The following is a 13,084-nucleotide window of genomic DNA, read 5'->3' on the forward strand; positions in this document are numbered from 1 at the left end:
CGGTCTCAGCGCGCGGGCGGCACCGACACCGCCATGGTCATCTCCACCGGAACCTCCCCCTCGTTGCGGTAGGTGTGCGGGGTGTTCGCCTCGAACGCCGCGGAGGTGCCGGCCGGGACGGTGTGCTTCTCACCGCCGATCTCCAGGGTGAGCTCGCCCGCCGTCACATGGATCAGCTCCACCGTGCCGGACGGGTGCGGATCGGAGGCGCTGCCGTCGCCGGGCATCAGCCGCCATCCCCACATCTCCAGCGGGCCGTCCGCCTCGGTGCCGACGAGCAGCGCGGTGTAGCTGCCCGCCTCGGTGGACCACATCCGCACCGCCTGCTCGGGAGGGACAACGGTCACCCGTGGCCCCTGCTCGTAGTCGAGCAGGGTGGTGATGCTCACACCGAGGGCGTCCGCGAGTTTGACCGTGGTGCCCACGCTCGGGTTCGTACGGGCCTGCTCAATCTGGATGATCATGCCCCGGCTGACCCCGGCGCGGGCCGCGAGGGCGTCGAGGGTGAAGCCGCGTTCATTGCGCCACCGCTTGAGGTTGCGGGCGAGCGACTGGGTGAGCTGATCGAGGTCCGTCACGATCCGGTCCGTCCAATATAGTGAATGGCGTAGTCGAGTACATTGAACTACCGTGGGTTGTACTCCCACGTCCATCACACTGTACGGCGAGGTTTCACCATGTCCGCGCTCTTCGCTCTGGCCACCAGCCTGCTCTGGGGGCTGGCCGACTTCGGCGGAGGGCTGCTCACCCGCCGCACCCCCGCACTCACCGTGGTCGTGGTCTCCCAGACCATCGCGGTCGCCGTCCTCGGCACCATCGTGGTGGCCACCGGCGGATGGTCCGAGGCGGGACCGCAGCTGTGGTTCGCCGCGGCGGCCGGTGTGGTGGGCCCGGCCGCGATGCTGTGCTTCTACCGGGCCCTCGCGCTCGGCCCGATGGGCGTCGTCTCCCCGCTCGGCGCGCTCGGCGGGGTCATCGTGCCGCTCTGCGTCGCGCTGGTGCTCGGCGAGCGGCCGGGGGTGCTTCAGGTCTCGGGGATCGTGGTGGCGGTCGCCGGTGTGGTCCTGGCCAGCGGCCCGCAGACCGGCGGTACGCCCGTCCAGCGGCAGACGCTGCTGCTCACCGCGGTCGCCGCGCTGGGCTTCGGCTCGGTGATGGCGCTGATCGCCGAGGCGTCGACCACGCTGACCGGGCTGTTCCTCGCGCTGTTCGTCCAGCGGGTGTGCAATGTGGCGGTCGGCGGCGCCGCGCTCCTGGTCTCCGTGCGGCGTGGTGATCCCGGGCTGCCCGAGGGCGGGCTGGGCGTGGTGTGGGCGTCGCTGCCCACGCTGGCCTTCGTGGGCCTGGCCGATGTGGCCGCGAACGGCACGTACAGCCTCGCCGCCCACCACGGCCCGGTCACCGTCGCCGCGGTGCTCGCCTCCCTCTACCCGGTGGTGACCGCGCTCGCCGCCCGCGGACTGCTCGGCGAGCGGCTGCGCGTGGTCCAGGCGACGGGCGCCGGGCTCGCCCTGGTGGGGACGCTGCTGCTGGCCACCGGCTGAGCGGACCGCGGACGGGCCCCGGCCATGCATAACCGGGCCCGTCTCAGGAACCCGCTACGCCATGGGGCACGTGATCGAGAAGCTGTATCCGATCCGCGTCGAAGTCCGCGGGATCGCGGATGCGGCGGGCCGGGCCTGGCGGGCGCCGGGACGGGAGCGGGACCTGGTCGTACAGTCCCTGAAGGCGGCCGCGGCGGCCACGCTCGCCTGGGCGGTCTCGGGATGGTGGCTGAAGGATCCGGTGGCGCTGATGGCGCCGTGGGTGGCGGTGGTGCTGGTCCAGGCCACCGTCTACCGTTCGCTGTTCAAGGGGCTCCAGCAACTGGTGGCCATCGCCGTCGGCACGCTGCTGGCGGCGGGAGCCGAGGCCCTGACGGGGAACACCCTGATCGCGGTGGCCCTGGTCCTGCCGGTCGTGATGCTGCTCAGCAACTGGCCCCGCCTCGGCGACCAGGGCATCTACGGGCCCACCACCGCGCTGTTCACCCTCACCTCGGCGCCCGTGTCCAGCCTCACCGTCTCCCACCGGCTGCTGCAGGCCGTGCTGGGCGCCGCGATCGGCATCGCGGTCAACGCCCTGGTCCTGCCGCCGGTCCATCTGCGCAACGTCCCGGAGAACCTCAGCGCCCTGGCACGCGGGACCGAGGAGACCCTGGCGAGCATCGCCGAGGGGCTGACCCAGGAGGACTGGTCCGGGGACACGGCCGCCGAATGGCGGCGGCTGACCGGCCGGCTCCGGCAGCGGCTGGACAGCCTGCGGTCCGCACGGCTGTGGAGCCATGAGAGCCTCCGGCTGAACCCGAGTCTCCCGGGAAAGCGGCACAGGAAGCTGCCACCGCTTCCGGACGAGAGCGAGGACCAGCGGTGGGGCTCGATCGTCGCCCAGGTCGACGCGGTCGCCGCCACCATGATCGACATCGCCGACGAGAACCGCACCATCCCCACCCCGGACCGGCAGCCGCTGCACGACTACGGCCGCCTTCTCGCCGATCTGGCGGCCGCCTGCAAGGTCCGGGCCGATCTGATCCGCCGGCCCGCCGCCTCCGAGTCGGCGCGCGGTGAACTGGACGAGGTGCTGGACGCGGTGGAACGGCGCCATGTCGCCCTGCACAAGCAGCTCGCCGACGAGCGCAGCGTCTCCCCCGCCACCGTCGCCGTCCTGGGCACCCTGCTGATCCAGGCCCAGAACATCTGGCATGACATCGCCCCGGACACCTGGCCCCGCGCCACTCAGGCATAGCTCCGGGCGCGCGGGGTACACCGCTGCCGTCCCCGCGCTGGTCGGGGCGGAGAGTGAGGAGTGGTGCCCATGAAGCCGGTCGGCCAGGCACGGCCGGGATTCCCCTGCTGGGTGAGTCTCGCCGCCCGCAGCCTCCAGGCGGCGCAGGAGTTCTACACCGCGGTGCTGGGGTGGACCTGGCGTTCCACCGGGCTGGACGAGGAGTTCCGTACGGCGCTGTTCGGCGGGGCGCCGGTGGCCGGGATCGGTGAGCTGGCGAACAGCCTCCGGGGCGCGGTCGCCTGGACGCCGTTCTTCGCGGTGGCGGACGCGGACGCCACCGCGGCCCGGATCCACGAGCGGGGCGGCACCGTCGGGGTCGGCCCGCTCGCGTTCGGTCCGGACCGCCGCGCCGCGCTGGCCGCCGACCCCGACGGCGCCGTCTTCGGCTTCTGGGAAGGGGAGGCGCTGCCCGGCTGGGCGGCGGAACCGGACAGCGCCCCGGCCTGGCTGGAGCTGCGGACCCGTGACGCGTTCGCGGCCGCCCTCTTCTACGGCGAGGTGTTCGGCTGGGCGGCGCCGGAGGGCCCCTGTTCCGTGGAGTACGAGAACGACGAGGTGATCGTGGGCGAGGCGGAGCGCAAGCTCGCGGTGATCCGCGGCGGCGCCGTCGAGCAGGCCCCCGACCCGCGGGTCCGGCCGCGCTGGTACGTCCACTTCCGCGTCCCCGATGTGACGGCGGCCGTGGCGGCGGCCCGCGCCGCCGGGGGCACCGTCGCCCTCCCGCCGGCCCCTTCGGCCGCGGGCCGTCAGGCGACCCTGCGCGACCCCGACGGAGGGCTGTTCACCGTCACCGCGGCCTGACGGGGAGTCCGGCCGGCCCCGGGCGGAACGCCCCGGCCCGTTCGGCGAGATGGCGGAAAGACGGCGCGGACAGGTGAGGGATCCGGGCCGGCCGGGAAGCCGTGGTGGCGGAGGGTGCGGGAGAAGCGCGGGGGACACGGCGGCGTCAGGACGGAGCGCGGTGATGGCCACCACAGCGGACGAAGCCCGAGCCGGGCCGTCGGCCCCGCGCACCATCCGGCTGCCGGGGATCGTGCTGGGGGTGGGACTCGGCGGCTTCCTCGACGGGATCCTGCTGCACCAGCTGCTCCAGTGGCACCACATGCTCAGCAGCACCGACCACGACCGCATCGGGGTGCGCTACTACAACCCGCACACCGTCCCCGGCCTGCGGATGAACACCGTATGGGACGGCATCTTCCACGCCGTGTGCTGGATCGCGGTCCTGCTGGGCCTGGCCCTCCTCTACGCCCGGGTCACCCACGACCGGCGCCGGGTGTGGGGCTCGCGCGTGCTGTGGGGCTGGATCCTGGTCGGCTGGGGCCTGTTCAACCTCGTCGAGGGCCTGCTGGACCACCAGATCCTCGGCATCCACCATGTCCGCGGCGGCCCGGAGCAGCCCTGGTGGGACGCGGGCTTCCTGGTCCTGGGCGCCCTTCTGGTGGCCGGCGGCTTTTCGCTCCAGCGCGGCGGGGCGTCCTTCGACCCCGGCGCGCCCCGCGCCACCGGGCGCGGGTGATGGGTGGCGGCGCGGCGCATCCGGCCCATGGCCACGGCGGGGGCGGCGGCACCCTGGAGGTATGGCTGCCGGCCCTCGCCCTACTGGCGGGCGCCGTCGGCTACGCCCTGGCGGTCCGCCGTGCCCGGCGCCGTCACCCCGCCCGGGGCTGGCCGCCCGCGCGGTCGATCAGCTTCGCGGCCGGGCTGGTCCTGCTGGCCGTGGCGCTGCTGCCGCCGCTCGCGCCGTTCGGCCATGAGGACTTCCGCGGCCATATGGCCCAGCATCTGCTGATCGGGATGTACGCGCCCCTCGCGCTGGTGCTCGCCGCCCCGGTCACCCTGCTGCTGCGCGCCCTGCCCCCGGGCCACGGCCGCCGGCTGACCGCCGTGCTCCGCTCGCGCCCCGCGCGGCTGCTCGCCCATCCCGTCACCGCCCTGCTGCTGAGCACCGGCGGGCTGGTGCTGCTGTACTTCACCCCGCTCTACGACACCGCCCTGAGCCGACCGGGGTGGCACTGGCCGGTGCATGCCCATTTCCTGCTCTCCGGCTGGCTGTTCGCCCATGTCATCGCCGGCCCCGACCCGGCCCCCGGCCGGCCCGGCGTACCGGCCCGGCTGTGGGTCCTCGGCGTCGCCATCGCGGCCCACGCCGCCATCGCCCAGTTGATGTACGGGGGCTTCTGGGTCCGGGTGCACGCCCCGGTCGCCGAGGTCCAGGGCGGTGCGGAGATCATGTACTACGGCGGTGACCTCGCCGAACTCCTCCTGGCCGCGGCCCTCGTCACCACCTGGCGCCCCGCCCGCACCCCTCGCGACCCGCACCGGGTCCGGCCGCGCTCCGGGCGGGATCTGCGCGAGGTGTGGTGAACCGTACGGCTGGGTACCCGGCCCGCAAGCCATCGGTGTCACCCCCGGGGGAACTCGATGGTCAGGCCCTTCCGGTCCAGACCGCGGGCCGGAAGGAGCCGTCCCACCGTTCGGGGGCGTGAGCCCTCGAACGGCGCGTCAGCCGTCGAGGCCGCCGCTTACGCAGATCTGCCGGGCGATGTCGCGCAGCTTGACGTTGCGTTCCTGGGAGACCCGCCGCATCAGCGCGAAGGCGTCGTCCTCGGTGATCTTGAGGCGTTCCATGAGGATGCCCATGGCCTCCCCGATGGTGTGCCGGGTCTCGAGCGCCTGCTGGAGCTGGTCGGCGGTGCGGGCGCTGGAGAAGGCGACCGCGGCGTGCGAGGCGAGCAGCCAGCCGGCCGTCTCACTGGCCTTGGTGAAGGCGGCGGGGCGGCGGGAGTAGAGGTTCAGGGCACCCAGGTTCTCCTGCCACGTGTAGAGCAGGAACCCCATCATGCTGCCGATGCCGAGCTCACGGGCCCGGCCGACGTAACTCGCCCACCGCTCCTGGGGCCGGGTGAAGTCGTGGATCCGGAACGCCCGCTCGCCGCTCAGACGGACCGCGGCGTCGAAACAGGGCCCCTCGCCGAGCCGCTGCTGGAGCCGGTCGGACCGGACCACCATCGACTCGGTGGGGGCGAGGGTCTCCACCCGCTCGCCGTGGAGCACCAGGATGCCGGCCGCGTCGCAGCCCTCCACGATCTCCACCGCGCACGCGCTGATCCGCTCCAGCGTGGCGTCCAAGGACTCCTGCGCCAGCAGGTCCCGCGCCATGGTGGCCATGCGTTCGGCGAAGGCTTCCCAGTCCATGACCACCGTCCGATCACATCGGGTCACATCGCGGGCCGGCCCCGGAGCGCTTCGCGGTACTGCTTCGCCCGGTCCGCGTACACCTGGGCGTTCAGCTTGATGCCCTCTCGTTCCTCGTCGGTGAGGGTGCGCTTCACCTTCGCGGGCACCCCGGCCACCAGCGAGCCGGGCGGTATCCGCATCCCCTGCGGCACCAGGGACTGCGCGGCGATCAGCGATCCGGCACCGATCCGGGCGCCGTTGAGGACCGTGGCACCCATCCCGATGAGCACATCGTCTCCGACCGTACAGCCGTGCACGACCGCGTTGTGCCCGATGGAGACCCGCTCACCGATCGAGACCGGGAACCCGGGGTCGACATGCACGGTGCAATTGTCCTGGATGTTGGTGTCCGCGCCGACGACGATGGGGCCGCCGTCGGCGCGCAGCACCGCCTGGTACCAGACGCTCGAGCCCGCCGCCAGCTCGACTTCGCCGATCACCACCGACGTGGGGGCCAGGAACGTCTCGGGGGCGACCTGCGGCTCCTTCCCGCCGATCCCATGGATCAACGCCTGCACTGTCTCTCCCACCTGGTCGTCCTCTTCGCCGTGTCAGCAGTTGTGACCGTCCCGGCCGTCCCGGCCCTGAGTCTCGGTCCTGGTCGCCCTAGTCGCCGGCCGGGACCGGCTCCGGCTCGGCCGTCTCGGAACCGGTCGCCGCGGCCGCGACGGGCTTGGTCTTCTTGGAGCGCCACTTCATGACGAGCATCGAGCCGAGGCCGAAGAGCAGGGCCAGCACGAGCCCGAGCCAGGAGAAGCGCTTGAGCCAGTCCTCCGCGACCTTGCCCACGGAGTAGATGACCGCGGTGGTGCCGCCGGCCCAGACGATGCCGCCGGACACATTGGCGATGAGGAACTTCCAGTACGGCATGCGCAGCACGCCCGCCAGGGGCCCCGCGAAGATGCGCAGCAGGGCGATGAAACGGCCGATGAAGACCGCCCACATGCCCCACTTCCGGAAGGAGCGCTCGGCGGTCGCCACATGCTCGGCGCTGAAGTGCTTGGGGAATTTGCGGCCCAGCCAGTCGAGCAGCGGCTGTCCGCCCTTGCGGCCGATGAGATAGCCGATGGAGTCGCCGATCACCGCGCCCGCGATGGCGCTGGCCCCCAGGATGTAGGGGTTGATGTGGTCCTGGGAGGCCGCCAGCAGCGTCGCGCTGACGAGGACGATCTCACCGGGAAGCGGGATTCCCAGACTCTCCAGACCGATCACGAGACCCACGAGCAGATACACGCTGACCGCGGGTACGGTCTCGAGCCATTCCTCGATATGCAACGCCGGTTCCTCCCCGTGTGGCGATCGCTTCCCGGCGTGCGCCGGACGGGAACGCGGCGCACGCCGGGAAGCCTACTCAATCGGCGCGCGGTCGCCATCATCCCCAGGTCGTGCTCCCGTTCGCGTCGACTCCGACGTGGGGAGGACCGGTCAGGACTGGGGGCGCAGGGTCCACACGATGGACATCTCGCCGGTCACCGCGCCGTCCTCGCGCGTGATCGCGACGTTCACCGGGAATTCGGGACGCTCCCCCGCGTCCAGCTCCGCGACCACCTCGGCGGCGGGCCGGCCGAGGGTGGCGGTGGCGGTGACGGGCCCCTTGGCGAGCTTCTTGTAGCCGATCTCGGCGCGCACGGCCAGCGGTACGGCACGGCCGAGCTGATCGCCGAACGCGGACAGCACGATGGCCCCGCTCGCGGACTCCGCCAGGGTGAACATCGCGCCCGCGTGGGGGCCGCCGACGTGGTTGTGGAAGTCGGGCTGGTCCGGCAGGCGCAGCACCGCGCGCTCCGGTGTGGCCTCGACGAACTCCAGGTTCAGGGTGCGCACCATGGGCACCGTGGCGGCGAGCATCTCACCGACGGAGGGCAGGGTCTCTGACATGTCCCCGGAAGCTACCACCGAGTAGCCTACGGGGAAAGGGGCGGCCGACAGGGCGGACGTAGCAGCCGTCCTCGGCCCCCTCTATCGTTACTGGCCATGTGGCCAGGACAGCAGCCGCCCGGGGGCGAGCAGAACAACCCACACGATCAGAACCCCTATCAGCAGCCGGGGTATCAGCAGCCGGGGCACCACACGCCCAACCCGTATCAGCAGCCGGGATACCACACACCGAATCCCTATCAGCAGCCGCAGCAGCCACCGCAACCACCCCAGCCGCCGCAGCAGCAGCCGGGACACCCCGGCCAGTCGGGGCAGCAGCCCGCTTACGGCCCGCCGCAGGGTGCACCGCAGGGGCCGCCCAGCCAGCAGTGGGGCACCCCGTCCGGCCCGCCCGGCGCCCCGCAGCCGCCGCGGAACGACAAGAAGCGCACGACCACCATCGCGGTCGTCGCCGCGATCGCGGTGGTCGCGGCGGCCGCCATCACCGGTGCGGTGGTCCTGGGCAAGGACGACGACAGCGGTGACGAGTCCAAGGGCAAGGACACGCCCGCCACCTCCGCGTCCGCTCCGGCCTCCACCGAGCCGACCGAGGACCCGGCCGGCGGCGACGAGGACAACCCGCGGGCCGGCGGCGACGCCACCGACGTCAAGGCGGTCATACCCGGCTGGAAGCCGGTGGTCAGCGCCAAGCGGCACAACGCCTTCGACGTCCCCCCGGAGTGGACGGTCGAATCGCCGGGGCTGAGCACCGGTTTCGAGGACGACGACGGCAAGCCGCTCGTTGTCATGTCCGCTCCGGCCAGATACAAGAAGGACTACTGCTCGGTCACGGACAAGGACGGCTACACCAACAAGAGCCACGCCGCCGGGGCGGGCTCGAAGGGTGCGCAGGGCGCCAAGAGCGAGGCGTCGGCCGCCAAGATCGAGGCCGAGAACTGGGTCTTCGCCGCCTTCGACCAGGACCAGACCGGGACCCGCAAGGTCACCGAGGCCAAGAAGTTCACCAGCGACCACGGCCTCAAGGGCTACACCGCGTCGGCCACCGTCACCGGGGTGAAGAAGACCGACAAGTGCACCACCGACGGCAAGGCCGTCACGGTGACCTACACCGACACCAATGGCGACTTCGCGACCTGGGTCCTGTACTCGGTCAAGGGCACCAAGGAAGAGGTCCCGGACTCCACCATCAAAAAGATCATGAGCTCGTTGCGGCCGCTGAAGGAAGAGAGTTCCTGAACCGCTGATCCACCGGCTGACGACGGCTGGAATCCGGTTGGACTCCGGGGCCCGCCCCCAGGGATAGTCCCGATGTGACGACTCCCCCGGCCCCGCGCCTCCGACCGGGCCGCCCCGCATGGGCCGGCCGCAACTACACACTGCTGACCACCGCCGCCGTGGTGACGGGTCTCGGAAACGCCGGGGCCCTCATCGCGGCGGCGTTCGCCGTACTTGAGGCCGGCGGGGACGGTGGCGACGTCGGGCTGGTGGCGGCGGCGCGTACGCTTCCGCTGGTCGTCTTCCTGCTGATCGGCGGCGCGTTGGCGGACCGGCTGCCCCGGCACCGGGTGATGGTCGCCGCCAACAGCCTCAACTGTGTCTCGCAGGCCGCCTTCGCCGTGCTCGTCCTGTCCGGTGAGGCACGGCTGTGGCAGATGGCCGTGCTCTCCGCGCTGGGCGGCACCGGGCAGGCGTTCTTCGCCCCCGCCGCCGAGGGCATGCTGCTCTCCAGCGTCGACGGCGAACAGGCCGCCCGCGCCTTCGCGCTGTTCCGGATGGGCATGAACGGTGCGCAGATCGGCGGCGCCGCGCTCGGCGGCGCCCTGATCGCGGTGGTCGGCCCCGGCTGGGTGCTGGCGGTCGACGCCGCCGCGTTCGCGATCGCGGGCTCCTTGCGCGCCCTGCTCGACGTCGGCGCCGTGCCCCGGCGGGAACCCGGCGGCGGAATGCTCCAGGATCTGCGCGAAGGATGGCGCGAATTCACCGGCCGGCCCTGGCTGTGGTCGATCGTCGTCCAGTTCTCCGTCGTCAACGCGGTGGTGGGGGCGGCCGAGGCGGTGTTCGGGCCGCTGGTCGCCGAGGACCATCTGGGCGGGGCACGCCCCTGGGGGTTCGCGCTCGCGGCGTTCGGCGTGGGCACCCTCCTGGGCGGACTGCTGATGATGCGCTGGCGGCCGCGCCGGCTGCTGCTCGCGGGCTCCCTGTGCGTCCTGCCGCTCGCCCTGCCGTCGGCCGCACTCGCCGTCCCGGTGCCGGTTCCGGCGCTGGTCGCGGTGATGTTCCTGGTCGGGGTGTCGATGGAGGTGTTCGGGGTGTCCTGGATGACCGCGCTGCGCCAGGAGATCCCCGAGGACAAGCTGTCGCGGGTCTCGGCGTACGACTGGTTCGGCTCCGTCGCCATGCTGCCGCTCGCCACGGCGCTCGCGGGCCCGGCCGAGCAGGCGTTCGGCCGGTCGGCCTCGCTGTGGGGCTGTGCGGCGCTGGTTCTGGCGCTGACGCTGGCGGTGCTGACCGTCCCGGACGTACGGGGGCTGCGGCGGCGCGAGACCACCACCCCCGTCACCGGGACCACCCCCGTCACCGAGGGCGGGCCCATCGCCGAGACCACTCCCGGCACCGAGGGCGGGCCCGTCGCCGCCACGGACGCCGGTCCGGAGCCGGTCAGCCCACGCTGAACGTCCCGCTCGGGGGCTCGGGCGACGGCGTGGCGTCCTCGTCCCGTACCGGCGCCGCCGCGCCCGTGAAGCGCTCCAGCGCCGCCCCGTACTCGACCCTGGCCGGGAAGGCGTCGGCCGCGGCGCGGCGGGCCAGCGCGGCCACCGGCAGTTCGGACTGGGAGGCCACCAGTACGGCGTTGCCGAACCGGCGGCCGCGCAGCATGGACGGCTCCGCGATCAGGGCGAGGTGCGCGAACGCCGTGCGGTAGGTGGCCAGCTGGGAGCGGAGGAAGGTGAACGGCGCCCCGTCGGCCAGGTTCGCGGTGTACCGCCCGCCCGGCCGCAGCGCGCGGGCCGCGGCGCGGGCGTACTCGACGGAGGTCAGATGCGCGGGCACCCGCGAACCGCCGAAGACATCGGCCACGATGACATCGGCGGACCCCTCGGGCGCGGCCTCCAGGGCGGTCCTGGCGTCCTGTGGCCGCACGGTGACGTCCGTCCCGGCCGGCAGCGGGAGGTGCTCGGCGACCAGCGCCAGCAGCCCCCGGTCGGCCTCGATCACCACCTGGCGGGAGCCGGGGCGGGTGGCGGCCAGGTAGCGGGGCAGCGTCAGCGCCCCGCCGCCCAGATGCAGCGCGTCGAGCGGGGCGCCGGGCTCGGCGGCCGCGTCCAGGACATGGGCCATCCGTCGCGCGTACTCGAATTCGAGATGGGCCGGGTCGTCCAGGTCGACGTACGACTGCGGGGCGCCGTCCACCGTGAGCAGCCACGCCCGCGGACGGTCCAGGTCCGGCATCAGCTTGGCGGTTCCGCCGTCCACGGCCCGGGTCACGGGTATCGGCTCGTTCACCCTCTCATTGTGCCGTCACGGGCTTCGCGGTCCCGCCCGCCGCCACGGGGCCGGCCGTGGTCACGGCTGGTCGGGCAGCACGGTGACCACCGTGCCCGCGCCCACCGTGCGGCCGCCCTCGCGGATCGCGAAGCCGAGGCCCGGCTCCAGCGGTACGGCGCGGCCGAGCTCGACCGTCATGGTGACGGTGTCCCCGGGACGCGCCACCACGGCGTCCGCGGCGTCCCCGATGTCTACCGCGCCGACCACATCGGCCGTACGCAGGTGGAACTGCGGACGGTAGCCGGTGGACACCGGTGTCCGGCGGCCGCCCTCGGCCGCCGACAGGACGTACACCCGCGCGGTGAAGCGCCGCCGTGGTACGACGCTGCCGGGCGCGGCCACCACATGGCCGCGGCGCACCGCGTCCCGTGCCACCCCGCGCAGCAGCAGCGCGACGTTGTCGCCCGCCTCGGCCACCTCCATGGGCTTGCCGAAGGTCTCCACCCCGGTGACCACCGTGGCCACCTCGGTGCCGGGCACCTCGATCCGGTCGCCGGTCCGTACCGTGCCGCGCTCGATGGCGCCGGTGACCACCGTGCCGCGTCCGGTGATGGTCAGCACGTTCTCCACCGGCAGCAGAAACGGCGCGTCGGTGGAGCGCACGGGTGTGGGCACATAGATGTCCACGGCGTCCAGCAGCGCCTCGATCGCCCCGGTCCAGCGCGGGTCGCCGGCCAGCGCCCGCAGTCCGGAGACCCGTACGACGGGCGTGGTGTCGCCGGGGTAGCCGTGCGCCGTGAGCAGCTCGCGCACCTCGAGTTCGACGAGGTCGGTGAGTTCGGGGTCGCCCGCGTCGGCCTTGTTGAGGGCCACCACGATGTGGTCGACACCGACCTGACGGGCCAGCAGCACATGCTCGGCGGTCTGCGGCATCACGCCGTCGAGCGCGGAGACGACGAGGATCGCCCCGTCGAGCTGGGCGGCGCCGGTCATCATGTTCTTGATGAAGTCCGCGTGGCCGGGCATGTCGACATGCGCGTAGTGGCGGGTGTCGGTCTCGTACTCGACGTGCGCGAGGTTGATGGTGATGCCGCGCGCGGCCTCCTCCGGCGCCCGGTCGATGCGCTCGAACGGCACATAGCCGCCGGTGCCGCGCTCACTCAGCACCTTGGTGATGGCGGCGGTCAGCGTGGTCTTGCCGTGGTCGACATGGCCCATGGTGCCGATGTTCAGATGCGGTTTGGTGCGCACATACGTCTGCTTGGACATGCGACGGTCTCTCCTCGTCGGCGCGGGTGGGAGGCGCGGACCCCGAGTGCCTGGCCGACCCTCCCCCCAAGGGGTCCGTCGGAGTCGTCCGAGGAGGGTCAGCTTCGGGCGCCGTCGAGGCAGGCGGCGGGAACGGCGGCGGGCGGGTCCGTGGTGAGGGCGACGGCCGCGGCCGGAGTGGGAGAGGGGACGGCAGCCTTCGGCGCGTCCGCGACCGCGGACGTCGGCGTGAGGAAGGCGAGCCGGAACATGCCGTGATCTTCGCGCACGGTACGGTCCGCGTCGAATGGTTTTCGGTGCGCGCGGGGGACCGAAGTGCTCGTTCCTGACGTTCGGCCAAGGACCCGACGGCGCGTTACCGACGGTCCGGGGACCGTATGTCGAC

15 protein-coding genes are annotated in these 13,084 nt (G+C 72.8%); 7 read left to right on the plus strand and 8 right to left on the minus strand.

All coding sequences use genetic code 11. The features are described 5' to 3' along the window. Positions 1-5: 5 nt before the first annotated feature. The gene (locus PS467_RS05800; RefSeq protein WP_311034298.1) at positions 6-578 is read right to left on the minus strand and encodes a helix-turn-helix domain-containing protein; all 573 of its coding nucleotides are present in this window, start codon (positions 576-578) and stop codon (positions 6-8) included. A gap of 99 nt (positions 579-677) precedes the next feature. Here PS467_RS05800 and PS467_RS05805 point away from each other — a divergent pair, with 99 nt between their 5' ends. The 5 genes from PS467_RS05805 to PS467_RS05825 all read left to right on the plus strand — a co-directional run bounded on the left by PS467_RS05805 (position 678) and on the right by PS467_RS05825 (position 5,193). Next, on the plus strand, positions 678-1,544 hold the full coding sequence (locus PS467_RS05805) for an EamA family transporter (protein ID WP_311034299.1): 867 nt from the start codon (positions 678-680) through the stop codon (positions 1,542-1,544). Between the two features lie 61 nt (positions 1,545-1,605). Continuing rightward, the gene (locus PS467_RS05810) at positions 1,606-2,784 is read left to right on the plus strand and encodes an FUSC family protein (protein ID WP_311034300.1); all 1,179 of its coding nucleotides are present in this window, start codon (positions 1,606-1,608) and stop codon (positions 2,782-2,784) included. A 69-nt stretch (positions 2,785-2,853) separates the two neighbouring features. After that, the gene (locus PS467_RS05815) at positions 2,854-3,627 is read left to right on the plus strand and encodes a VOC family protein (protein ID WP_311034301.1); all 774 of its coding nucleotides are present in this window, start codon (positions 2,854-2,856) and stop codon (positions 3,625-3,627) included. Between the two features lie 163 nt (positions 3,628-3,790). Further along, on the plus strand, positions 3,791-4,345 hold the full coding sequence (locus PS467_RS05820; RefSeq protein ID WP_268970385.1) for a DUF2243 domain-containing protein: 555 nt from the start codon (positions 3,791-3,793) through the stop codon (positions 4,343-4,345). Beyond that, positions 4,345-5,193, plus strand: a complete 849-nt coding sequence (locus PS467_RS05825; protein WP_311034302.1) for a cytochrome c oxidase assembly protein — start codon at positions 4,345-4,347, stop codon at positions 5,191-5,193. The genes PS467_RS05820 and PS467_RS05825 overlap by 1 nt, the downstream gene beginning before the upstream one ends. 138 nt (positions 5,194-5,331) lie before the next feature. On the opposite strand, the gene PS467_RS05830 is transcribed toward PS467_RS05825, so the two are convergent. From PS467_RS05830 to PS467_RS05845, 4 genes are all read right to left on the minus strand, one after another. After that, entirely contained in the window at positions 5,332-6,024 is a 693-nt protein-coding gene (locus PS467_RS05830) for a GAF and ANTAR domain-containing protein (protein WP_311034303.1), read from the minus strand. A gap of 23 nt (positions 6,025-6,047) precedes the next feature. Then, on the minus strand, positions 6,048-6,596 hold the full coding sequence (locus PS467_RS05835; protein WP_311034304.1) for a gamma carbonic anhydrase family protein: 549 nt from the start codon (positions 6,594-6,596) through the stop codon (positions 6,048-6,050). Positions 6,597-6,672: 76 nt separating this feature from the next. Next, positions 6,673-7,341 (minus strand): DedA family protein, encoded by a 669-nt coding sequence (locus PS467_RS05840; protein WP_311034305.1) that lies wholly within the window; start codon positions 7,339-7,341, stop codon positions 6,673-6,675. 150 nt (positions 7,342-7,491) lie between these two features. Next, positions 7,492-7,944 (minus strand): DUF4442 domain-containing protein, encoded by a 453-nt coding sequence (locus PS467_RS05845; protein WP_311034306.1) that lies wholly within the window; start codon positions 7,942-7,944, stop codon positions 7,492-7,494. Positions 7,945-8,040: 96 nt separating this feature from the next. On the opposite strand from PS467_RS05845, the gene PS467_RS05850 reads away from it, so the two are divergent. Then, entirely contained in the window at positions 8,041-9,180 is a 1,140-nt protein-coding gene (locus tag PS467_RS05850; RefSeq protein WP_311034307.1) for a DUF8017 domain-containing protein, read from the plus strand. Positions 9,181-9,254: 74 nt separating this feature from the next. Continuing rightward, positions 9,255-10,616 (plus strand): MFS transporter, encoded by a 1,362-nt coding sequence (locus tag PS467_RS05855; protein WP_311034308.1) that lies wholly within the window; start codon positions 9,255-9,257, stop codon positions 10,614-10,616. Here PS467_RS05855 and PS467_RS05860 read toward each other — a convergent pair. The 3 genes from PS467_RS05860 to PS467_RS05870 form a co-directional block, all read right to left on the minus strand. After that, positions 10,603-11,448, minus strand: coding sequence for a spermidine synthase (locus PS467_RS05860; RefSeq protein ID WP_311034309.1), 846 nt, complete (start codon positions 11,446-11,448; stop codon positions 10,603-10,605). The genes PS467_RS05855 and PS467_RS05860 overlap by 14 nt on opposite strands. 60 nt (positions 11,449-11,508) lie before the next feature. Continuing rightward, the gene (gene tuf, locus PS467_RS05865; RefSeq protein ID WP_311034310.1) at positions 11,509-12,699 is read right to left on the minus strand and encodes an elongation factor Tu; all 1,191 of its coding nucleotides are present in this window, start codon (positions 12,697-12,699) and stop codon (positions 11,509-11,511) included. 98 nt (positions 12,700-12,797) lie between these two features. Continuing rightward, positions 12,798-12,968: a hypothetical protein gene (locus PS467_RS05870; protein WP_311034311.1), complete on the minus strand. Its 171-nt coding sequence runs from the start codon at positions 12,966-12,968 to the stop codon at positions 12,798-12,800. Between the last annotated feature and the right edge of the window lie 116 nt (positions 12,969-13,084).

The organism is Streptomyces luomodiensis (genome assembly GCF_031679605.1).
Classification (GTDB): Bacteria; Actinomycetota; Actinomycetes; order Streptomycetales; family Streptomycetaceae; genus Streptomyces; species Streptomyces luomodiensis.

Bases quoted from the DNA above. Each gene is read 5' to 3' on its own strand.
- PS467_RS05805 (WP_311034299.1), top strand. From the start codon at position 678: ATGTCCGCGCTCTTCGCTCTGGCCACCAGCCTGCTCTGGGGGCTGGCC.
- PS467_RS05810 (WP_311034300.1), top strand. From the start codon at position 1,606: ATGGGGCACGTGATCGAGAAGCTGTATCCGATCCGCGTCGAAGTCCGC.
- PS467_RS05815 (WP_311034301.1), top strand. From the start codon at position 2,854: ATGAAGCCGGTCGGCCAGGCACGGCCGGGATTCCCCTGCTGGGTGAGT.
- PS467_RS05820 (WP_268970385.1), top strand. From the start codon at position 3,791: ATGGCCACCACAGCGGACGAAGCCCGAGCCGGGCCGTCGGCCCCGCGC.
- PS467_RS05825 (WP_311034302.1), top strand. From the start codon at position 4,345: ATGGGTGGCGGCGCGGCGCATCCGGCCCATGGCCACGGCGGGGGCGGC.
- PS467_RS05830 (WP_311034303.1), bottom strand. From the start codon at position 6,024: ATGGACTGGGAAGCCTTCGCCGAACGCATGGCCACCATGGCGCGGGAC.
- PS467_RS05845 (WP_311034306.1), bottom strand. From the start codon at position 7,944: ATGTCAGAGACCCTGCCCTCCGTCGGTGAGATGCTCGCCGCCACGGTG.
- PS467_RS05850 (WP_311034307.1), top strand. From the start codon at position 8,041: ATGTGGCCAGGACAGCAGCCGCCCGGGGGCGAGCAGAACAACCCACAC.
- tuf (WP_311034310.1), bottom strand. From the start codon at position 12,699: ATGTCCAAGCAGACGTATGTGCGCACCAAACCGCATCTGAACATCGGC.